Raw genomic sequence first — 21,802 nt, 5'->3', positions numbered from 1 at the left:
GGAGCACAAGAACATGTTTACGAAAATTCTGATCGCCAACCGCGGCGAAATCGCCTGCCGCGTCATCGCCACCGCCCGCAAGATGGGCATCGCCACCGTGGCCGTCTATTCCGACGCCGACAAGGACGCGCGCCATGTCAAGCTGGCCGACGAGGCCGTGCACATCGGCGCCGCGCCCAGCCGCGAGTCGTATCTGCTGGCCGACAAGATCATTGCCGCCTGCAAGCAGACCGGCGCGCAGGCCGTGCATCCGGGCTACGGCTTCCTGTCCGAGAACGAAGCCTTCGCCAAGCGGGTGGAGGAAGAGGGCATCATCTTCATTGGCCCCAAGCATGGTGCAATCGCCGCCATGGGAGACAAGATCGCTTCCAAGAAGCTGGCCAACCAGGCGGGCGTGAACACCATCCCCGGATACAACGACCCCATCGCTGGGCCGGAGCAGGCCGTGGAGATCGCCAAGGGCATCGGCTACCCGGTGATGATCAAGGCCTCGGCTGGCGGCGGCGGCAAGGGCCTGCGCGTGGCCTACAACGACAAGGAAGCGTTCGAGGGCTTTGCCAGCTGCCAGAATGAAGCCCGCAACAGCTTTGGCGACGACCGCATCTTCATCGAGAAGTTCGTGCAGGAGCCGCGCCACATCGAGATCCAGGTGCTGGGCGACGCCCACGGCAACGTGATCTACCTGAACGAACGCGAGTGCTCCATCCAGCGCCGCCATCAGAAGGTGATCGAGGAGGCGCCATCCCCCTTCATCAGCGACGCCACCCGCAAGGCCATGGGCGAGCAGGCCGTGGCCCTGGCCAAGGCCGTGGGCTACCAGAGCGCCGGCACGGTGGAGTTCGTGGTCGGCAAGGACCAGGACTTCTACTTCCTAGAGATGAACACCCGCCTGCAGGTGGAGCACCCGGTGACCGAGTGCATCACCGGCCTGGATCTGGTGGAACTCATGATCCGCGTGGCCGCCGGCGAAAAGCTCGCCATCCGCCAGGAAGACGTGAAGCGCGACGGCTGGGCCATCGAGTGCCGCATCAACGCCGAGGACCCGTTCCGCAACTTCCTGCCCTCCACCGGACGGCTCGTGCGTTTCCAGGCGCCGGAAGAGTCCATGTTCCAGGGCGACACGACCAAGAAGTATGGCGTGCGCGTGGACACGGGTGTGTTCGAAGGCGGTGAGATCCCGATGTACTACGACTCGATGATCGCCAAGCTCATCGTGCACGGCCAGGACCGCAACGACGCCATCGAGAAGATGCGCGCCGCGCTCAACGGCTTCGTGATCCGCGGCATCAGCAGCAACATCCCTTTCCAGGCGGCGCTGCTGGCGCACCCGAAATTCGTGGCCGGCCAGTTCAACACCGGCTTCATTGCCGAGCACTACGGCAAGGGCTTCGCCGCCGAAGACGTGCCGCACGACGATCCGCTGTTCCTGGTGGCGCTGGCGGCGTACATGAACCGCCGCTACCGCGCGCGTGCATCGGGCATCAGCGGCCAGCTCACAGGTCATGAGGTGCAGGTGGGCGCGCAGTTCACCGTGGTGGTGCTGGGCGCACAGGGCAACAACATCCACCATGAAGTGACGGTCACCGACTATGAGCCAGAGAGCCGCTCCAGCGCCGTGACCATCGGCAACACCACCTACCGCATCAGCAGTACGGCCGGCCTGGGCGACATCCGCGTGCAGGGCCAGTGCAACGGCAAGGGCTTCACGGCGCAGGTGGAGCGCGGTACGGCCAAGAACCCGCTGGCGCTGCGCATCAGCCACAACGGTACGCAGATCGACGCGCTGGTGCTGTCGCCGCTGGGCGCAAGGCTGCACCAGCTCATGCCCTTCAAGGCGCCACCGGACCTGTCCAAGTTCCTGCTGTCGCCCATGCCGGGTCTGCTGGTGGACGTCGCGGTGCAGCCGGGCCAGAAGGTGCAGGCCGGCGAGAAGCTGGCCGTGATTGAGGCCATGAAGATGGAGAACATCCTCTTCGCGGCGCAGGACGGCGTGGTGGGCAAGATCGTCGCGGGCAAGGGCGAATCGCTGGCGGTGGATCAGGTCATCCTGGAATTTCAGTGAAAACAGCATCTAACGCTTGCCCTGCAAGCGCTAGCAGCTATCAATAAAGGAGTAAATGGATGACACGCCCCTTCAAAGTGCTGGGCATTCAGCAGGTGGCCATCGGCGGCACCGACAAGCAGCGCATGAAGACCTTGTGGGTGGACATGCTCGGCCTCACGCAGACGGGTACCTTCCAGAGCGAGCGAGAGAACGTGGACGAGGACATCCTTGCCATGGGGCAGGGCGCCTTCAAGGTGGAGGTGGACATCATGCAGCCCCTGGACATCGAGAAAAAGCCTGCCGTGCACGCCACGCCGCTGAACCACATCGGCCTGTGGATCGATGACCTGCCCAAGGCGGTGGAATGGCTGACCGCACAGGGTGTGCGCTTTGCGCCCGGGGGTATCCGCAAAGGCGCGGCGGGCTACGACATCACCTTCCTGCATCCCAAGAGCAATGACGAGTTCCCGATCGCCGGGGAGGGTGTCCTGATCGAACTGGTGCAGGCGCCGCCCGAGGTGATCGCGGCGTTGGGTTGAAAAAGACAAACTTCGACGCAACCGCCTGACTGCTGAAAAACAAGAGAGCCCTGGTCCATGCGACCAGGGCTTTTTTTATGGTCATGCCGCATCTTCAGCAAAAACAGCAGGGTGTTTCTGGTAATTAAGGGGAGTTAAATGGGAGTTGATGGCAGATGAACAACACGACTTGCTTCCTCCATCTTCATTCCCGCTTTTTCACTTATATGCTTTCAAGACACATTAAAAATAACGCAAATACGCTTCTTTTAGGCACATCTTTTTTCATCCTGCTTTTTGAACGCTAAACCTTCACAGACCACTCAAGCCTTTACACAATCAGGAGCAGCGCCCAGCAGTGGCGACCGCAGAACCGGAGAAATTTGATGACCTCAGCCACAACAGCCCCGCATACAACCCAGACCCTGCAGTTTCATCCTCGCGTTGCCGAGAGTGTTGCGACGCAGCGAGGGGAGGGCTGGAGCATTCAAGCGGTACAGGAGCTCCTCGAGCTTCCATTCATGGAACTGCTCTGGCGCGCGCAGGCCACGCACCGCGCACATTGGCCCCAGGGCGACATCGAATTGGCCACGCTGCTGTCCGTGAAAACAGGCGGCTGTCCGGAAAACTGCGGCTACTGCCCCCAGTCGGCGGAGTTCGATACCGGCGTGAAGGCCGAAAAACTCATGAGCGTGCAGGAGGTAACCCAGGCAGCGCAAGCCGCCAAGGACGCCGGCGCGACGCGCTTTTGCATGGGCGCCGCCTGGCGAGCTCCGAAGGACCGCGACATCGAAAAGATGAGCGAGCTGATCACCGCCGTGAAGGACCTAGGCCTGCAGACCTGCGCCACGCTGGGCATGTTGCAGTCGCACCAGGCCCAGGCGCTGAAGGATGCCGGACTGGACTACTACAACCACAACCTGGACACGGCCCCCGAGTACTACAGCGACGTGGTCAGCACGCGCCAGTACCAGGACCGGCTGGATACGCTGCGCCATGTGCGCGACGCAGGCATCAACGTGTGCTGCGGCGGCATCGTTGGCATGGGCGAAGCGCCGGTGCACCGCGCGGGTCTCATCGCGCAGTTGGCCAACCTAAACCCGTATCCGGAGTCGGTGCCCATCAACAGCCTGGTGCGTGTTCCCGGAACACCGTTGGCCGACAGCGAGCCGGTGGACCCGCTGGACTTCGTGCGCGTGATCGCGGTGGCCCGCATCACCATGCCCAAGGCTCGCGTACGCCTGTCCGCCGGCCGCCAGCAGCTTGGCGACGCGGTGCAGGCTTTGTGCTTCTTGGCGGGTGCCAATTCCATCTTCTATGGCGACAAGCTGCTCGTAACGGGTAACCCGGATGTAGAGGCCGACACCCAATTGCTGGCCAAACTGGGGTTGAAGGGTACGCCCAACCAAACCACCACAGAAACTGCTTGCGGTGCTTAATCTGCATGCGCTGTTTTGTACAGAGGATGCGCGCCCTGAAGAATCAGGGTGCCAACAGCTGGGTACGGTTTTTCGGTACGCCATTGAGTAAGCGGCAAGACTAGTCAGTTCAATTATTTAACATAATATACATCGTATCTACCAAACTGGCAGCTGAGTATCCGTCGCCACAACACCGACATCCGCACCCAGCTCAGGGAACGATCCCACCCTCCGCGTAAACGTTCAGTGACCGGCCCTTGTCAATTGACTACGATGGCTGGCATGTCCCAAACACTCACCACGTCAACTATCTCCTTCGGCCACCAAGGTCGCGTGTGTATTGTCACGGGCGGCGCCCATGGCATTGGCGAGGCCTGCGTGCGCAGGCTGGCGCGCGACGGTGCCAAGGTGGTGATCGCAGACATGGATGATGCCCGCGGACGTGCTCTTGCCGATGCGGTGCCGCAAGCCGCCTACATTCATTGCGATGTGGGCAACAAGTCCGAAGTGGATGCCCTGGTAGGTCAAACCATGGCGCTGCACGGGCGCATCGATGTATTGGTCAACAACGCGGGCATCTTCCGCGCTGCGGATTTTCTGGAGGTGACCGAGGAAGACTTCGACGCGGTACTGCGCGTGAACCTCAAGGGTGCCTTTCTCATGGGCCAGGCTGTGGCACGCGAAATGGTGCGCTCGGGCGGCGGCAGCATCGTGAACATGAGTTCCGTCAACGGCGTTTTGGCCATTCCGAACATCGCCAGCTACAACGTGAGCAAGGGTGGCATCAATCAGCTCACCCGCGTGATGGCGCTGGCGCTGGCGGACCGTGGCATCCGCGTGAACGCGGTGGCGCCCGGCACCATCGCCACGGAACTCGCCGCGAAGGCCGTGCTGACGAGCGACGAGGCCCGGCTCAAGATCCTGAGCCGCACGCCGATGAAGCGCCTGGGTGAGCCTTCGGAGGTCGCTGATGTGGTGGCATGGCTCGCCAGCGACGCCGCCAGTTATGTGACCGGCGAGATCGTCACCGTGGACGGCGGCCGCATGACGCTCAACTACACCGTGCCGGTCTAGCCCAGCCCATCACTCTGCGCAACAGGCCGCAGGGTCTTTGGGTTGACGGCACAATCCATGCCATGAGACTTCTGCACACCATGCTGCGCGTTGGCAATCTCCAGCGCTCCATCGATTTCTACACCCAGGTGCTGGGCATGCAGTTGCTGCGCACCTCCGAAAACCCTGAATACAAATACTCTCTGGCCTTCCTGGGCTTCGAGGGCGGCAACCCCGGCCAGGCCGAGATCGAGCTGACGTACAACTGGGGGGTGGAAAGCTATGAGATGGGCACAGCCTACGGCCACATTGCCCTGGGCGTGCCCGACGCCTACGCCGCCTGCGAGAAGATCAAGGCCGCCGGCGGCACCGTGACACGCGAGGCCGGGCCGGTCAAGGGTGGCACCACGGTGATCGCCTTTGTGACCGACCCTGACGGTTACAAGATTGAATTGATCGAGCGCAAGAGCGATGCCGGCGCAGGCACCGGTCTGCGCTAGTTTGCTCCTTATTTAATAGCTGCTAGCGCTTATCCACAAAGCGCTACAGCCCATTTTTACTTGTATTCATCAAACCCGCTGCAACGCGCTGGCTTCGCGCGCTAGACGGGTGATGCGGGACCAGTCGCCCTGCTCCAGCGCATCCGCGGGCACCAGCCACGACCCGCCCACGCAGGCCACGTTCTTGAGCGCCAGAAACTCCGCCGCATTGCCGGGCTGGATTCCACCCGTCGGACAGAACGCCACGTCGCCAAACGGCCCCTGCCACGCTTTCAGCATGGCCGTACCGCCCGCCTGCACCGCAGGGAAGAACTTGAGCGCAGACAAGCCCTCTTCCTGCGCCGTCATGATCTCGCTGCCCGTGGCCACGCCCGGCAGCAGCGGCAAGCCCGCATCGCGGCAGGCGCGGCCTACGGCGGGCGTAAAACCCGGACTGACGGCAAACCGCGCCCCGGCGCGCGCGGCAGCAGCCGCATCAGCACTGGTGCGTACGGTGCCTGCGCCGACCACGGCGTCGGGCACTTCCGCGGCGATGGCCCGCATGCATTCGAGGGCTTGCGGCGTGCGCAACGTCACCTCCAGCATGCGGATACCACCGGCGACCAGCGCGCGCGCCATCGGCACGGCATGCCGCACGTCGTGCAGAACGATGACCGGGATCACGGGCGCATCGCGCATCACATCGAGCGCCGTGAGGGTGGGTTGCGTCACAGCCATGTGCAGGCTCCCTCTTCCGCGCTGAGCGCATTGCGCCGCATGCCGGCGAACAGTTCGCGCCCCCAACCGCGTGCATTGTCCTGCAGCAAGCCGGGCGGCACGGTGGCAGGCGTGCGCGCCTGCCATTCGGCCGCATCGACCAGCACATCGAGCGTGCCCGCCACGGCATCCAGCCGGATGACGTCACCGTCGCGCACCAGCGCCAGCGGGCCGCCGGCATGCGCCTCGGGCGATGCGTGGATGGCCGCAGGCACCTTGCCCGAGGCGCCGCTCATGCGGCCGTCGGTGACCAGCGCCACCTTGTAGCCCTTGCCCTGCAGCACGGCCAGCGGCGGGGTGAGCTTGTGCAGTTCTGGCATGCCATTGGCCTGGGGACCCTGCCAGCGCACCACGCAGACCACGTCCCGGTCCAGTTCGCCGGCCTGGAAGGCCTGCTGCAGTTCGCCCTGCGAGGCAAACACGCGTGCGGGCGCCTGCACAACATGCCGGTCGGGCGGCACGGCGGAGACCTTGATCACGCTGCGCCCCAGGTTGCCCGACAGCAGCTTGAGGCCGCCCGTGGCGCTGAAAGGGTCGGCCGCAGGGCGCAGCACGCTGTCGTCACGCGAGGCGCCGATGTCGGCCCAGTGCAGTCGCTGATCGGCGGTTCCCTGCGGCTCGCGCGTGTATTCGCGGATACCTCCAGGGCGAACGGTGAGCACGTCCTCATGCATCAGCCCGGCATCGAGCAACTCGCGGATCACATAGCCGGGGCCGCCGGCGGCCTGGAATTGGTTCACGTCCGCGCTGCCGTTGGGGTACACGCGCGCCAGCAACGGCACGACGGCGGACAGGGCGGAAAAGTCGTCCCAGTCGATCACGAGGCCCGCCGCGCGCGCCACGGCCACCCAGTGGATCAGGTGGTTGGTGGATCCTCCCGTGGCCAGCAGCGTCACCATGGCGTTGACGATAGCGCGCTCGTCTACCACGCGCCCGATAGGTGGGCATGACGCCCCCTTGTCGCCCAGCACCGTGCGTGCGGCCTCGCGCGTGAGTTCCTGGCGCAGCGCCTGGCCCGGGTTCACGAAGGCCGTGCCCGGCACATGCAGGCCCATGGCCTCCAGCATCATCTGGTTGCTGTTGGCCGTGCCGTAGAAGGTGCAGGTGCCCGGCGAGTGGTAAGCGGCCATCTCGGCCTCCAGCAGTTCACCGCGGCCCACCAGACCTTGCGCGGCCTGCTCGCGCACCTTGGCCTTGGCGCTGTTGGACAGGCCCGAAGTCATCGGCCCCGCCGGCACGAACACCGTGGGCAGATGGCCGAACTGCAGCGCACCCACCAGCAGACCAGGCACGATCTTGTCGCACACGCCGAGCATGAGCGCGCCATCGAACACGTCGTGGCTCAGCGCCACGGCCGTGGCCATGGCGATCACGTCGCGGCTGAACAGGCTCAACTCCATGCCGGGTGTGCCCTGCGTCACGCCATCGCACATGGCGGGTACGCCGCCGGCCACCTGGGCCGTGGCCCCGTGCTTGCGCACCTCGTCCTTGATCAGGTCCGGGTAATGCTGCAGCGGCGCATGGGCTGACAGCATGTCGTTGTACGCCGTGACGATGCCGATGTTGGGTGCCTTCTGGACCACCACACGCAGCTTGTCGTTGCCAGGCATGCCGGCGAAGGCGTGGGCCACATTGGCGCAACCCAGGCGGTCTGCACCGCGGTCGCGGCGCGCGTGGAACTCAAGCTGTTGCAGATAGGCGCCGCGCGTAGGGGCGCTGCGCTGGCGGATGCGCTCGGTGACGGTGTGGACGGTGTCGTGCAGGGGCATGCTGGGTGGCGCGAGGGCGGCTGTGGGAAGGTTGCAGAAAACGACTGCGGGCAAGCATTGCCCCCGGAATCCTACGCGCCAGTGGGCGACACAGGTGTAGGCCGAGGGCACATGGCAGGGAACCGAGGGCAGGCGCCGCCGCCTGCCCCGCCCTGCGCTTACTTGGCGTTGCGCGCCTGCTGGACGGCGGCGTTCACCTCGTCCCAGGTCTGCTGGCCCACCGACTTGGCGATGCCTGCGTTCACGCTGACCAGCTTCTCGCGCATGCGGTTGGCCTCGGCGGCCGACAACTCGTTGACCTGCATGCCCTTGCCCTTCAGGTCGGCCAGGGCCTTGGCGGCCTCTTCGCGCGTGTCCTTGCGCTCGAAATCGCGGCTCTTGATGGCGGCGTCCTGCAGCACCTTCTTCTCGGCGGCGGACAGGCCGTCCCACCATTTCTTGCTCACCGTGACGATCCAGGGGCTGTACACGTGGTTGGTCACCGTGAGGTACTTCTGCACCTCGTAGAACTTGCTGGAGACGATGGTGTTGTAGGGGTTCTCCTGGCCGTCCACGGCGCGCGTTTCCAACGCGGTGAACAGCTCGGAGAACGGCAGCGGCACGGCGTTGGCGCCCAGGGCCTTGAAGCTGTCGAGGAACACGTTGTTCTGCATCACGCGCAGCTTGATGTCGTTCAGGTCTTCCAGCTTGGCGACGGGGCGCTTGCTGTTGGTGAGGTTACGGAAACCGTTCTCCCAGTACACCAGGCCCACCATGCCCTTGGCTTCCAGCTTGGCCTTGATCTTGTCGCCCACGGGGCCGTCCAGCACCACATCGGCTTCCTTGGCGTTGCTGAAGAGGAACGGCGTGTCCCACACGGCCATCTCCGGCACCAGGCCCACCAGCGTGGCGGTGGAGCCCACCATCATCTCCTGCGCGCCGCCGATCAGCGCCTGCTGCATCTGCGTGTCGGAGCCCAGCGAGGCGTTGCCAATGGCACGCACCTTCATCTTGCCGCCGGTGGCCTTTTCCACTTCTTGCGCAAACATGCGGGCCGCGCGGCCCTGGTTGGAGTTGTCCACCAGGCCATAGCCGAAACGCACGATGCGCGGCTTGAAGTCCTGCGCCTGTGCAGCGCCGGTGGCAACGAGTGCGGCCACGAGGCCGGCAAGAGCAAAGCGTATACGCATGGGAAGTCTCCTTTGGACAGTCAGGGTGAAAAGGGATGAAAAGCTCAGTGCATCCAGCGCAGCGGCGCGGTGATGAGGGCCGGGAACAGCGTGAACAGGACCGCCAGCAGCACATACACGGCCAGGAACGGCGTGGTGCCGCGGATCACGGTTTCCATGCGCAGCCGGCCCACGCCCGCCACCACGTTCTGCACCGTGCCCACGGGTGGGGTGATGAGGCCAATACAGCCCACGTAGATGAACATGAAGCCGAAGTACACGGGGTCGATGCCTGCCTTGGCGGCCAGCGGCGCGCAGACGGGGCCGAAGATCAGGATGGTGGGCGTGAGGTCCATGGCCGTGCCCACCACCAACAGGAAGGTCATCATCAGCGCCATGAACAGCACGGGGTTGCCCATCACGCCGGCGAAGCTGTCGGCCAGCATGTTGGGCAGGTCGGCCAGGGTGATCATGTAGGCCGTGACGGTGGCGGCGCCGCACAGGAACATGACCACCGCCGTGGTCTTGCCCGCGGCCAGGAATACGTCGTACAGCTGCGACCGGTTCAGTTCGCGGTACACGAACATGGACACCAGCAGCGCATACACGGCGGCGACCACGGCGGCCTCGGTGGGCGTGAAAATGCCGCCGCGCAGGCCGCCCAGGATGATGACCGGCATCATCATGGCCCAGAAGCTCTTGGTCAGCGCCTTCATGCGCGGGCCCCACGCCACGCGCTCCATCGAGGGCAGGTCGTGGCGGCGCGCAATCCAGGCCCAGGCGCCGATCAGGAAGATGCCCATCATCAGGCCCGGAGCCACGCCCGAGAGGAACAGCTTGCTGATCGAGGTATTCGTCGTCACCCCGTAGATCACGAACGGCATGGACGGCGGGATGATCGGCGCGATGATGCCGCCGGACGCCAGCAGGCCCGCGCTGTAGCTCATCGGGTATTTCTGCTCGCGCATCATCGGCAGCAGGATGGTGGCCAGCGCCGCCGTGTCTGCAATGGCCGAGCCGCTCATGGACGCCAACAGCACGGCCGCGCCAATCACCACGAAGCCCAGCCCGCCGCGGATATGCCCCACGAAGGCGCGCGCCAGGTCGATGATGCGCCGCGACAGGCCGCCCGCGTTCATCAGCTCGCCCGCCAGGATGAAGAACGGCACGGCCAGCAGCGGAAAGTTGTCAAAGCCGGCCTGCAGGTTTTGCGCCAGCAGCTGCGAATCGAAGAAATCCAGGTGCCACATCAGGGCGACACCCGTCAGCACCAGGGCGTGGGCGATGGGCATGCCGATCACCATGCCGCCGATGAGCACCAGAAGAAAGATGGCGGTAACGATCATGGTGCGCCCTACTCCACCGACGTTTCCGCGTCGCTGCCATGCGGCAGCGGCTCGCCGCGGCGCAGATCCACCACGACGCCCACCAGCAGGCCCACGGCCAGTACCAGCGTCGCCGCGGCGCCCAGCGCCAGCGGATAACCCAGCACGGTGCTGTAGCTGTCCATGCCGGCGATCACCTGCTCCCACGAACCCTTGAGCAGCAGCAGCATGCCGCCCGCCACCAGAGCCTGGCTGGCCCAGAACAGCAGCTTGCGCGAGCGGCCCTTCAGGCGCGAAGTGAGCATGTCGAAGCCCAGGTGCTTGCCCTCAAAGGCCGCGACGATGGTGCCCACCGCCACCAGCCACACGAACAGCAGGCGCGAGATCTCCTCGTACGAGACGATGCTCGTGGAGAACACGTAGCGCAACACCACGTTGACGAACACGGCCAAGACCATGCCGGCCAGTGCGAGCACCATGAAATGCTCGGCCAGGCGCTGCACCAGGGGCTTGCGCGGCCGTTGTTGCGGGGAGGGGGAAGAAGCGCTCATGCACTGTCTCCGGAAGACGACGAAAGAGAAGCAGCTGCGTTGCCGCGCAGCCATTGGACGACGGACCGGGCCAGCTCGTCCACGGGGCGTGTGGCATCCAGCGTCAACACGCGCGGCTCGCCCTCGGGCGACTCCAGCGTGGCGAACTGATCGGCCACCAGAGCGGGCGAAAAGAAATGCCCCGCGCGCGTCTGCACGCGCTGCAATGCCTGCTCATAGTCCAGCGCCAGAAACACGAATCCCACGCGCGGGTTGCCCGCACGCAGGCGATCGCGGTATTTGCGGCGCAGCGCCGAGCAGGTCAGCACTACGCCCGCCGTGCCCGCAGGCGCCGCCAGCAATGCGGCCAACCGGTCCAGCCAGCCCGCGCGGTCGGCATCGGTCAAGGGCACGCCGGCGCGCATTTTGGCAATGCTCTCGGGAGCATGGTGGGCATCGCCCTCATGCAGCACCCAGCCCAGCGTTTTTGCGCAGGCCTCGCCCACGCTGGACTTGCCGCAGCCGGAAACGCCCATCACCACGATGGCATCGATGTCACAGGTCAAGATAGCGCTATCTTTAAAGATTCAAAAAAACGGCTGCATCCCAGGACGCAAGCCGTTCACCCGAAGTTCACGGCTTCACGCCGCGGCTTCTCATGGAGAAATTTCGCTGCATCGCATGGGGAGAAGCTACTCCTCCCCACAAACCCGCGAAAACCCCATGAAAGATAGCGCTATCTTAAGGGACAATTTTGGCCAGAATTCCTAGGAATAACCCTTGACCGCCAACCGACGACCGCGCCGCTCCAGCGGCCGCATCACCCTGAACGACGTGGCAGGCGCCGCCGGCGTGAGTCCCATCACCGTGTCGCGTGCCCTGCGCGGCGAACGCACCGTGGACCCTGCGTTGGCCGAACGCGTGCGCGAGGCGGCCGATCGGCTGGGCTACGTACCCGACCCGGCCGCGCGCGCGCTGGCGTCGCAGCGCAGCACGCAGGTGCTGGTGCTGGTGCCGCTGCTGTCCAACGCGCTGTTCGTGGATCTGCTGGAGGCGGTGCACCGCACGCTGTTCCCCAAGGGCTTTCAGCCGCTCATCGGCGTGACCCACTACGACAGCGCCGAGGAAGAGTTGCTGCTGCGCACCTACCTGCCCCACCGCCCCGCCGGCCTGCTGGTGACAGGGTTCGACCGCAGCGAGGCCGCACGCCAGCTCATCGTGCACAGCGGCGTGCCCTGCGTGCACCTCATGGAGACCAGCGCCGCGCCTGGTGTGGCCTGCGTGGGCTTTTCGCAGCAGGACGCGGGCGCCACCATCACGCGCCACCTGCTGGAACGCGGGCGCAAGCGCATCGCCTTTTGCGCCGCGCAACTGGACCCGCGCGTGCTGCAGCGCGCCGAAGGGTACCGGCGCACTCTGCGCGAAGCGGGCCTGTACGACCCGCGCCTGGAGTTGCTAAGCCCCGAGCGCTCTTCCATCGCCCTGGGCGCTCGGCTGTTCGAGGACCTGGTGCAACGCATGCCCGACGTGGACGCCATTTTCTTTTGCAACGACGACATTGCCCAGGGCGGGCTGCTGGCGGCCAACCGCATGCGCATCGACGTGCCGGGGCGCATCGCCGTCGCGGGATTCAACGACTTGGCCGGCAGCGCGCAGATGGTGCCGCCGCTGACCACCATCCGCACCCCGCGCAGCGAAGTCGGCCGCGCCGGCGCCGACATGCTGCTGGGCCTGATGCGCGGCACGCTGGCGCAGCCGCAGTGCGTGCAGTTGGACTACGAGCTGATCGTGCGCGAGAGTACGTGAACAAGGATACAGCGCAGTGCGCTACAGCTTTGGTAGCTGTTCGCGCTTGCAAATCAAGCACTCGAGGCAAAAAAGTACCTGAATCCTTCTTCAAACAAGCGCGACCAGCTATTGAACATGTAGCACGCCAGACACAAAAAAGCCCGGCATTACCGGGCTTTCGCAGGCTTGGCGCATCCAGGCTCAGGGAGCCAGAATCACCTCCACGCGGCGCGCCTCGGCATTGCTGCCGCTGCCCTGCGTGGCTTCGGGCTTCTTCAGCTCCACCTTCTCTTCGGCCACACCCAGGGCCTTCAGGGCGTCGCGCACGGCCAGCGCGCGCTGCTTGGCCAGCTCGGCGTTCACGGCCGCGTCGCCCGTGGCGTCATGGAAGCCCGACACCACCGCGGTCTTGCCGCCGTCCACCACGCCCTTGACCACGTCGCCCAGCGCTTCGTTGGCGCCCGGGGCCAGCTCGGCCTTGCCGGTGGCGAAGAAGAACTTCACCACACCGCCCTCCACCACCACGCTGGCGGCGTCCTCGGTGATCATGATCACCACGCCGGGCGCGGCTGCCTCAGCCGCAGGGGCCACAGCGGCGGCCGGCGCCTTGGGGGCGTGGGCAATGCCACGCTTGTAGACCACCACGCCCACGACGGTGGAGACCACCAGCGCGATCAGCGCAAAGAGGAACCCGAGTGCGAAGCGTTGCTGGCTGTCGTCGTCGGAGCTGTTGAAGGACATGTTGAGAACTCCCGTGAATAATCGGTGCGTTGGACAAAACCCATCGATTGTAGAGTCTCGCCATGCCGCCGCTTGCCGCTCCCCTGCGTGACCCCGCCCCCATGCTCGACCGCGCGCTGCATGAATGGGGCGGGCGGGACGACCTGTGGATCTTTGGCTATGGCTCGCTGATCTGGCGGCCCGACTTTGGCTACGCCGAGCGACGCGCGGCCACGGTGCACGGCTGGCACCGGGCTTTGAAGATGTGGAGCCGCGTGAACCGCGGCACGCCCGAATGTCCGGGCCTGGTGTTCGGCATGCTGTCGGGCGGCAGCTGCCGCGGCATGGTGTTCCGCGTGGGCCACAGCCACGCGCGCCAGGTCATGGTCAACCTGTGGCAGCGCGAGATGGTCCTGGGCGTATACGACCCGCGCTGGCTCAACTGCCGCACGCCCCAAGGTGCGGTGCGCGCGCTGGCGTTCACGCTGTCGCGCAAGAGCCCCAGCCACACGGGCGTGCTGGCGGACGAGGAATACCGCCGCATCTTCGCGCAGGCCAGCGGCATCTACGGCACCACGCGCGACTACGCCGAGGCCACGCACGCCGAGCTGCAACGCATGGGCATCCACGACCGAGCGCTCTCGCGTCTGATTGCGTTGGCGCGCGAACCGCGTTAGTTTGGCGGTTTTCAACCCTCCTGGAGAAATCGCATGTCCCTTCGCTACCTCCCCACGGGCGCGGCCCTGGCGGCTGCTGTCGCACTCGCCGGCTGCGCATCCCTGTCCAGCGCGCCCTCGGCCACCGCCCGGCTGGAGCCTACGCGCGGCAACAGCACCCAGGGCACGGTGCGCTTCGTGCAGAGCGGTGATGCGGTGCGCGTCAGCGGCACGGTCAGCGGGCTCAAGCCGGGGGCGGAGCACGGGTTTCACATTCATGAGAAAGGCGACTGCTCCAGCGGGGACGGCAACAGCGCGGGCGGCCACTTCAATCCCACGGGCACACCGCATGGCCAACACGGCAAGGGACCGCACCACACCGGCGACCTGCCCAGCCTGCGCGCGGACGGCAACGGCGTGGCCACCTTCAACTTCGAGTCGCGCAGCATTCGCGTGGGCTCCGGCGCCACCGACATCGTGGGTCGCGGCCTGATCGTGCATGCCAACCCCGACGACTACGTCACCCAACCTACCGGCAACGCGGGCGCGCGCCTGGCGTGCGCGGTAATTGCCGGTCGCTGATCGTGCAGGGCTGGGCGCCCTGCGGGCACAATCCCCGCATGAGCCACAGCCCTCTCTCCTCCTCCATCGCCGACCTGCGCAAGAGCTACGAACGCGCCGAGCTCAGCGAGGACGCCTCCCACGCCGATCCCTTGCAGCAGTTCGACCAATGGCTGCGCGAAGCCATAGCTGCCCAGGTGCCCGAGCCCAACGCCATGACCGTGGCCACCGTGGGCAGCGACCTGCGTCCCAGCACCCGCGTGGTGCTCATCAAGGGGTATGACGCGCAGGGCATCGTCTGGTACACCAACTACGACAGCCGCAAGGGCCGCCAGATCGCGGGCAACCCGTATGCCGCGCTGCAGTTCCATTGGGTGGAACTAGAGCGCGTGGTGCGCATCGAGGGCGTGGTGGAAAAGGTGAGCGAGGCCGAGAGCGACGCCTACTTCCACAGCCGCCCGCTGGACTCGCGCATCGGCGCCTGGGCCAGTCCGCAAAGCCAGGTCATCCCCAGCCGGGGTGTGCTGGTGGCCAACGCGGCCAAGTACGGCGCGCAGTTCCTGCTCAAGCCGCCCCGCCCGCCGCACTGGGGGGGCTTTCGCCTGCGGCCGGATCAGTGGGAGTTCTGGCAGGGCCGCAAGAGCCGCCTGCACGACCGGTTGCGCTACCGCCTGGAGGGCGGCGCGTGGGAGCGCGAGCGGCTGGCGCCGTAAGCGCCCGGAAGACGCCCTGCTCCACGCGCGTCTTCAACGCATGTTCAATGCATGAAGAACTGCGCCAACACCAGCACCACCGGCAGCGTGATCAGCGCCAGCGCGGTGGACAGCGCGATGGCCGAGGACACCTCCTCCTGCATCACGCCATAGCGCTGCGTGAACAACAGCACATTCGCGCCCACCGGCATGGCCGCGGCGGTGAACATCACCGCGATCGCCGGGCCTGACAGCCCCAGCGCCCACGCCAGCGTCCCCAGCGTGGCGGGCAGCGCCAGGTTCTTGATCACCGCCACCCGCAACGCGCCGCGCCAGTGGTTGCCAATGCGTGTGTGCGCCAGCGCAATACCCACCAGCAGCAGCGCCATGGGCCCCAGCGCCGCCGCCAGCACCTGCAGCGGGCGGTCCAGCATCTCGGGCAGCTTCCAGCCTGTCTGCGCGAACAGCAGGCCCGCCAGGATCGGTAGCGGCACCGGGTGCACGATGCTGTTGCGCACGGCCTGCCACACGGTGTGCGCCACGGGGCGCGGCGCGGAAATGCAGGTGCGCTGCTGCTCGCGCGCCTCGGCCAGCTCGAACACCATGGTGGCCGCCGTCAGCAGCACCAGCGAATGCAGGGACACCAGCGTGAACAGCGTCACCAGGCCCTGCGGCCCATACACCAGACCCATGAGCGGCGCGCCGATCATCACCAGGTTGCTGAAGGTGTGCGCCAGCGCCCGCGCCGCCGCGGCCGTGGAGAACCGGCTGAACGCCAGCGTCAGCCCGAACAGCAGCGCCGCCGCGCTGAAGTACAGCAGCACGGGCTGAAAGTCCAGCTCTTGGAGCCGCACATTGCCCATGGTGCGAAACAGCAGCGCGGGCGTGAGCACCAGGAACACGATATTGGACAGATCTGGCACCGCCGTGGCGCGCACCCAGCCCACGCGGGCGGTGAGGTAGCCGATGCCGATGCACAGAATGACGGGAACCAGGGGAACGAGGATCGAGGACAGCAAGGTGGGCAGAGGGTCGAAGTGCCGGCGCGGCGCCGGGCGGCAAGTGTAGGGCCTGGGGATGCGGCGCGCTTGCACTCATGAATTAATAGCTGCCAGCGCTTGATGGACAAGCGCTGGAGGCCGAAAACGCCCTAAATCCCTTGCAACTGTGGCGCAGCGCCGGACCTGGGACAATACTGGCCCCCGCCCCGCTCCCTTGTCCCCCAGACCGCCCCGTCCTTCACCGTGCACGCTATGCCCTCCTCCATCGCCCACAGTCCCTGGCGTATGTCCGTTGCGCCGATGATGGACTGGACCGACAGGCACTGCCGCTACCTGCACCGCCTGCTGTCGCGCCACACGCTGCTCTACACCGAGATGGTGACCACCGGTGCGCTGGCGCACGGCGACGTGCAGCGCCATCTGCGCTTTGACGCGGCCGAGCACCCCGTGGCGCTGCAGTTGGGCGGCAGCGAGCCGGCCGACCTGGCGCACTGCGCCCGTCTGGGCGAGCAGTGGGGCTATGACGAGATCAATCTCAACTGCGGCTGCCCCAGCGAGCGTGTGCAGCGCGGCGCTTTCGGCGCCTGCCTGATGAACGAGCCGCAACTGGTCGCCGACTGCGTGAAAGCCATGGTGGACGTGGTTCAGGTCCCGGTCACCGTCAAGCACCGCATCGGGATCGACCAGAACGAAGACTACGGTTTCGTGCGCGACTTCGTGGGCGTGGTGGCCGACGCGGGCTGCCGCGTGTTCATCGTGCATGCGCGCAATGCGTGGCTGAAGGGCCTGTCGCCCAAAGAGAACCGCGAGATTCCCCCGCTGCGCTACGACGTCGCGGCCCGGCTGAAAGCCGACTTCCCGCAACTGACCATCGCCATCAACGGGGGCTTTCAGACCGACGCCGCGGTGCTGCAGGAATTGGCTCGGGTGGATGGCGTGATGGTGGGCCGCGAGGCCTACCACAACCCCTGGTGGCTGGCGCGCTGGGACGAGCAGTTCTTTGGCGCCGCGCCCGCCGCGCTCACGCGCGAGCAGGTCGAGGAAGACATGGTGGCCTACATGGAGCGCGAAGCCACCGCGCACGGCACGCACTGGTATGCGGTGGCGCGCCACATGCTGGGCCTGCGCAACGGCCTGCCCGGCGCGCGACGCTGGCGCCAGGTGTGGAGCGACCACCGCTTGAAACACCTGGCCGCGCGCGAAGTGATGGCCCTGGCGCGCACCAAGCCGGGCGCCACCGCGCCCGATGCACTGCGCGCAAGCGCCGTGCAAGCCGGCGCCCTGCCAACGGAGCCGCTCAGCCTTTGAGGCCCGCCAGCCAGTCCCGCAGTGGCTGCGGCAGCCCGAACAGATAGCCCTGCAGGCCATGGCAGTGGTGGGCGATGAGGAAGTCCGCCTGCTGCCGCGTCTCCACCCCCTCGGCCACCACGCGCAGGCGCAAGTGGCGTGCGACGGAAAGAATGGCCTGCACGATCGCCGCGTCGTTCGCGTCGGAGGGCGCGTCCTGCACGAAGCTGCGGTCGATCTTGAGCTCGTACAGCGGCAGGCGCTTCAGATACGCCAGGCTAGAGTAGCCGGTGCCGAAGTCATCGATGGAAAAGCGCACGCCCAGCGCCACCAGCTCGTGCATGCGCCGGGCGGTGTCCTGCCAGTTCTCCACCAGCAGGCTTTCCGTAACCTCCAGCGTGAGCAGCGCCGCGGGCGCGCCCGTGCTGTGCAGCGCCGCGCGCACCTGCTCCACGAAGTCCGCCTGACGGAACTGGCGGGGGCTGACATTGACCGAGATCGACAGCGCCCGGCCCTGCTGGTGCAGTTCGGCCAGCGTGGCGCAGGCCTGCTGGATGACACGCGCACCCATGCGCACGATCAACCCCGCCTGTTCCGCCACCGGGATGAACTGCGCCGGCGGCACGAAGCCGCGCTGCGGATGCGGCCAGCGCAGCAGCAGCTCCGCGCCGATGAGCTGGCCGGCGGCATCCACCTGCGGCTGCGCATAGGTCAGCAGCGCGTCGTTGTCGACCGCGCTCTTGAGGTCCTGCAGCAGCGCCAGGCGCTCCTGCGCTGCGGCGTGCATGTCCTGCTCAAAGAAGCACACCTGGTTGCGCCCCCGGTCCTTGGCACAGAACATGGCCGTGTCGGCCTCGCGCAGCAGGTCTTCCACGGCCTCACCGTTCTTGGGAAACAGCGTCACGCCGATGCTGCCGGTACTGCCGTAGTGCACCCCGCCCAGGTCATAGGGCGCATCCAGGCATTCGCGCAGCTGCTGGGCGCGCCGGCAGGCCTGCTCACGCGCAACGGAGGGGGTGTCGCCCAGCCGCGGCACCAGCAGGACGAATTCGTCGCTCCCCAGCCGTGCCACGGTCTCCTGCGGCCCGGCCGCGTCCTGCAGGCGCGCGGCGACCTGCACCAGCAGCCCGTCGCCTACACCGTGGCCGCGCGCGTCGTTGATCTCCTTGAAGTTGTCCAGGTCGATGTAGAACAGCGCGCCCATGCCCCCCTGCTGCTGGGCCGTGACCAGTGCATCCTGCAGGCGCTGCAGCAGCAGGCGGCGGTTGGGCAGGCCGGTGAGCGCGTCGAAATACGCGAGCCGGTACATGGCGGCCTCGGCTTCGTGGCGCCGCGTGACGTCGCGCGACAGCGCGATGAAGTGGCGCTGGCCCGGGCCGCCCCCGGTCTGCGGCGCCCCCCCCTGCTTGCAGGCCACGGACAGCTCGAACCAATGCTGGCTGCCCCCGATGTCCAGGCTGTACTGCCGCCCTTCGGAATAACCGTACTCGGCCGCCTCGTCCAGCGCAGCCATGCATTCGGCGGCGGCAGCGGGCGGCAACACATCCCCCAGCGTGCGCCCCACCAGCGCCTGGGCGCGCGTGCCGATCAGGTCCGCGCGGGCGGACCGGTAGTGGTGGATGCCTCCCTGTGCGTCCACCTCGAACAGTAGATCGGGCACGGCATTGAGCGTGGCTTCCAGCTCATCGCGCGTGCGGCGCAACTCGCGCGTCATCTCGCGGGCCAGCGCCATGGCCCGCTGCCGGGCGTTCACCTGCTGCCCCACGAACCATCCCGCCAGCAGGCTGAAGGCGGCGCCCAGCAGGGCAACCAGATGGTGTGTGGATCCTTCGAAGCGCTGCTCGAATGAGGGCAGCGGGTACAGCACCAGCGTCCAGCGCCTGCCGCCTACGTCGTAGCTGCGCACGGCCTCCAGCCCGCCATTGACCGCGTGGGGTGCATAGTCCGTGCGCGACGCAAACACGAGCACCCCACCTGCCACCGAGGGGCCGTCGTGGATGGCCAGCGCAAGGTCGCTGTCCAGCTCGCGCGCCAGGCCCTGGATTACGTCGTCCATGCGAAATGGCGCGGCCACCCAGCCTGCAATGTTCTGGCGGCGCTGGGCCAGAGTGTCCACGGCAGCGTGTCTGGCATACAGCGGCAGGTACATGACCAGGGAGCTGCCGGCATTCCCTTCGCGGCTGCCCAGCGGGCCCGACAGCGCCAGCGTCCCGGAGTCGCGCGCGCGCAGCAGCGCCTCGCGCCGCGCCGGCTGCAGCATGGCATCCTGTCCCAATTCCTGCTGGTTTTCCGGCGTTTGGGGTGCGATGTGCGTGATCAACGCCTGCCCCGTGCGCGCCCCGGTGGATTCCGCCACGCGTGACAGCAGCGCCACGCCCTGCAGGCCCGGGCGCGTCTGCGGCAGGTGCAAGGCCTCCACATAGGCCTGGAATTCCTGCTGGTCGATGCTGTCGGAGCCTTCGTAGTAGCCCTTGACGCCACGCAACACCATTTCGTAGGCGGCGATGCGGTCCGACAGGTTGGAAACCACGCGGTCCACGGACAAGGCGAAAGCCTGCAGCCGGCGCTCGTCCCGTGCGCGCTCCACACCCTGCCAGACCAGATAGGTGACGGCGAGCAGCAGCAGTGAAAGCACCACTGCTGCAATCATGCCCGGATGCCATGGGGCCCAGTGCTGTGCGAACCCCCTCGGGGCAGCCACCTCTTTATTCATGCGTTTCCAAGCGTCGCATAGCGACCGCCGCAACACAATAGGGAAGCGCCAGATTGCCGTGCGCAGCGCGGCCCGTCTGTGGGACGCGGCCTTGTCCTACCCCGCCGAGGGCCGCCGCAGGCCTTTCCCTGCCTTACCATCCGTGGCTGTCCCTTGACCCCTGCGCCTGCCGTGCCCCTCCCCTCACCCGCGACCCATCTCACCCCTGAGGAGTCCGCGTTCCACGCGTTCTATGCGCAGGAGCGCCCGGCGCTGGACCACGCCTGCGCGTTTTACATGGCGCTGCTGCAGTCGCTGCTGTCGCAGGCGCGCCACATCGACATTGCCAAGATCGAAGGGCGCGTGAAGGACCGCGATGAATGCCTGCGCAAGTTTTCGCGCAAGTACCGGGCGGCGCTGGAGGAAAGCGGGGCCCCCTATGAAATCCGCCCCTACATCACCGACCTGATCGGCGTGCGCGTGGTCTGCCTGTACGAGGACGAGTTGGAGAAGGTGGCGCAGATCGTCCAGTCGCACTTCGACGTGATCGACGTGACCGACAAGGTCAGCGCCCTGGAGGGCACCGAGGCCTCTTTCGGCTACAAGGGCCTGCACCTGGACCTGCGGCTCAACGCCGTGCAAGCCGCCCTACCCGAGAACGCCGCCTACGCGGCGCAGCCGTTCGAGCTGCAGTTGCGCACCATCATCCAGGACGCGTGGAGCGTGCTGGACCACAAGATCAAGTACAAGAAGTCGATTCCGGCCGAACTCAAGCGCCGCATCAACGTGCTGTCCGCCCTGTTCGAACTGGCGGACCGCGAGTTCCGCCAGATCCGCGATGCCACCGATGCCGAACTGCTCTACGCACCCGACGAGACCACCGAGGCCGAGACCGAAGCCAGCCGAACGTCGGCGCCCGGCAGCGAGCTCAACGCCTTCACGTTCCTGAAGATTGCCCGCCATTTCTTCAAAGACGTGGAGTTCGACGCGCAGAAGGTGGACCTGTTCGTGGACGACATGCGCGCATGGTCACCGGGCATCACGCGTGCCCGCTTCAACACCCTGATGCGCGAAACGATTGCCACCGTCAAGCGCTACAAGCAGTTCTACGAGGCGCAGAACCCCGAGGGCAGCTTCAACCCCTTCACCGTGATCCGCCACTGCCTGTACCTGGGCGACCGGCAGGCGTTTCGCCGCGCGCTGCGCAACAGCTCGCGCGAAGCCTTCGAAGCGTGGCTGCAGGAAAATCCCACCCTGATATAAGTCAAATCGACCTCCAGCGCTTGTCCATCAAGCGCTGACAGCTATCAAAAGCATTGCATCAAGCCCGCCCATCAATGT

20 protein-coding genes are annotated in these 21,802 nt (G+C 66.3%); 11 read left to right on the top strand and 9 right to left on the bottom strand.

What is annotated here, in order from left to right:
- Positions 1-13 precede the first annotated feature (13 nt).
- The 5 genes from OX89_RS16930 (at position 14) to gloA (ending at position 5,536) form a co-directional block, all read left to right on the top strand.
- A complete protein-coding gene (locus OX89_RS16930) occupies positions 14-2,062 on the top strand; it encodes an acetyl/propionyl/methylcrotonyl-CoA carboxylase subunit alpha (protein WP_047351490.1) in 2,049 nt (682 codons plus the stop codon).
- 59 nt (positions 2,063-2,121) lie between these two features.
- Entirely contained in the window at positions 2,122-2,583 is a 462-nt protein-coding gene (locus tag OX89_RS16925) for a VOC family protein (protein ID WP_015913377.1), read from the top strand.
- Between the two features lie 365 nt (positions 2,584-2,948).
- A complete protein-coding gene (gene bioB, locus OX89_RS16920; protein ID WP_047351489.1) occupies positions 2,949-4,001 on the top strand; it encodes a biotin synthase BioB in 1,053 nt (350 codons plus the stop codon).
- A 264-nt stretch (positions 4,002-4,265) separates the two neighbouring features.
- Positions 4,266-5,057 (top strand): SDR family NAD(P)-dependent oxidoreductase, encoded by a 792-nt coding sequence (locus tag OX89_RS16915; protein WP_047351513.1) that lies wholly within the window; start codon positions 4,266-4,268, stop codon positions 5,055-5,057.
- A 62-nt stretch (positions 5,058-5,119) separates the two neighbouring features.
- Positions 5,120-5,536, top strand: coding sequence for a lactoylglutathione lyase (gene gloA, locus OX89_RS16910; RefSeq protein ID WP_011805290.1), 417 nt, complete (start codon positions 5,120-5,122; stop codon positions 5,534-5,536).
- A 69-nt stretch (positions 5,537-5,605) separates the two neighbouring features.
- Here the strand turns inward: gloA and eda are convergent, their stop codons facing one another.
- The 6 genes from eda to OX89_RS16880 form a co-directional block, all read right to left on the bottom strand.
- Positions 5,606-6,253, bottom strand: coding sequence for a bifunctional 4-hydroxy-2-oxoglutarate aldolase/2-dehydro-3-deoxy-phosphogluconate aldolase (eda, locus tag OX89_RS16905; RefSeq protein ID WP_047351488.1), 648 nt, complete (start codon positions 6,251-6,253; stop codon positions 5,606-5,608).
- Entirely contained in the window at positions 6,244-8,061 is a 1,818-nt protein-coding gene (edd, locus tag OX89_RS16900; RefSeq protein ID WP_047351487.1) for a phosphogluconate dehydratase, read from the bottom strand. Before edd ends, eda begins: the two co-directional genes overlap by 10 nt.
- A 158-nt stretch (positions 8,062-8,219) precedes the next feature.
- Positions 8,220-9,230: a TRAP transporter substrate-binding protein gene (locus OX89_RS16895; RefSeq protein ID WP_047351486.1), complete on the bottom strand. Its 1,011-nt coding sequence runs from the start codon at positions 9,228-9,230 to the stop codon at positions 8,220-8,222.
- Positions 9,231-9,274: 44 nt separating this feature from the next.
- Complete coding sequence (locus OX89_RS16890) at positions 9,275-10,555, bottom strand: TRAP transporter large permease (RefSeq protein WP_047351485.1); 1,281 nt, start codon at positions 10,553-10,555, stop codon at positions 9,275-9,277.
- Between the two features lie 8 nt (positions 10,556-10,563).
- Positions 10,564-11,085: a TRAP transporter small permease gene (locus OX89_RS16885; RefSeq protein ID WP_047351484.1), complete on the bottom strand. Its 522-nt coding sequence runs from the start codon at positions 11,083-11,085 to the stop codon at positions 10,564-10,566.
- Positions 11,082-11,600 (bottom strand): gluconokinase, encoded by a 519-nt coding sequence (locus OX89_RS16880; protein ID WP_047351512.1) that lies wholly within the window; start codon positions 11,598-11,600, stop codon positions 11,082-11,084. The genes OX89_RS16885 and OX89_RS16880 overlap by 4 nt, the downstream gene beginning before the upstream one ends.
- Before the next feature lie 244 nt (positions 11,601-11,844).
- Here OX89_RS16880 and OX89_RS16875 point away from each other — a divergent pair, with 244 nt between their 5' ends.
- Positions 11,845-12,870, top strand: a complete 1,026-nt coding sequence (locus OX89_RS16875) for a LacI family DNA-binding transcriptional regulator (protein ID WP_015913399.1) — start codon at positions 11,845-11,847, stop codon at positions 12,868-12,870.
- A 183-nt stretch (positions 12,871-13,053) separates the two neighbouring features.
- Here the strand turns inward: OX89_RS16875 and OX89_RS16870 are convergent, their stop codons facing one another.
- The gene (locus tag OX89_RS16870) at positions 13,054-13,593 is read right to left on the bottom strand and encodes an OmpA family protein (protein ID WP_015913400.1); all 540 of its coding nucleotides are present in this window, start codon (positions 13,591-13,593) and stop codon (positions 13,054-13,056) included.
- A 62-nt stretch (positions 13,594-13,655) separates the two neighbouring features.
- Between OX89_RS16870 and OX89_RS16865 the strand changes: the two genes are divergently transcribed.
- The 3 genes from OX89_RS16865 to pdxH are packed head-to-tail and all read left to right on the top strand — an operon-like array spanning position 13,656 to position 15,502.
- Positions 13,656-14,249, top strand: coding sequence for a gamma-glutamylcyclotransferase (locus tag OX89_RS16865; protein WP_011805299.1), 594 nt, complete (start codon positions 13,656-13,658; stop codon positions 14,247-14,249).
- 33 nt (positions 14,250-14,282) lie between these two features.
- On the top strand, positions 14,283-14,810 hold the full coding sequence (locus tag OX89_RS16860; protein ID WP_047351483.1) for a superoxide dismutase family protein: 528 nt from the start codon (positions 14,283-14,285) through the stop codon (positions 14,808-14,810).
- 38 nt (positions 14,811-14,848) lie between these two features.
- The gene (pdxH, locus tag OX89_RS16855) at positions 14,849-15,502 is read left to right on the top strand and encodes a pyridoxamine 5'-phosphate oxidase (protein WP_047351511.1); all 654 of its coding nucleotides are present in this window, start codon (positions 14,849-14,851) and stop codon (positions 15,500-15,502) included.
- 44 nt (positions 15,503-15,546) lie between these two features.
- Here pdxH and OX89_RS16850 read toward each other — a convergent pair whose 3' ends face one another.
- Positions 15,547-16,500 (bottom strand): AEC family transporter, encoded by a 954-nt coding sequence (locus OX89_RS16850; protein WP_047351510.1) that lies wholly within the window; start codon positions 16,498-16,500, stop codon positions 15,547-15,549.
- 234 nt (positions 16,501-16,734) lie between these two features.
- On the opposite strand from OX89_RS16850, the gene dusA reads away from it, so the two are divergent.
- Positions 16,735-17,790 (top strand): tRNA dihydrouridine(20/20a) synthase DusA, encoded by a 1,056-nt coding sequence (dusA, locus tag OX89_RS16845; RefSeq protein WP_047351482.1) that lies wholly within the window; start codon positions 16,735-16,737, stop codon positions 17,788-17,790.
- On the opposite strand, the gene OX89_RS16840 is transcribed toward dusA, so the two are convergent.
- Positions 17,780-20,419, bottom strand: coding sequence for an EAL domain-containing protein (locus OX89_RS16840; RefSeq protein ID WP_234305592.1), 2,640 nt, complete (start codon positions 20,417-20,419; stop codon positions 17,780-17,782). The genes dusA and OX89_RS16840 overlap by 11 nt on opposite strands.
- Before the next feature lie 234 nt (positions 20,420-20,653).
- Between OX89_RS16840 and OX89_RS16835 the strand changes: the two genes are divergently transcribed.
- Entirely contained in the window at positions 20,654-21,724 is a 1,071-nt protein-coding gene (locus OX89_RS16835; RefSeq protein ID WP_047351509.1) for a GTP pyrophosphokinase family protein, read from the top strand.
- The last annotated feature ends 78 nt before the right edge of the window (positions 21,725-21,802 follow it).

This window comes from Diaphorobacter sp. J5-51, from assembly GCF_001023515.1.
Classification (GTDB): Bacteria; Pseudomonadota; Gammaproteobacteria; order Burkholderiales; family Burkholderiaceae_C; genus Diaphorobacter; species Diaphorobacter nitroreducens.
Note: the sequence above shows the minus strand (reverse complement) of the source record. Positions and strands in the feature narration are given on the sequence as shown.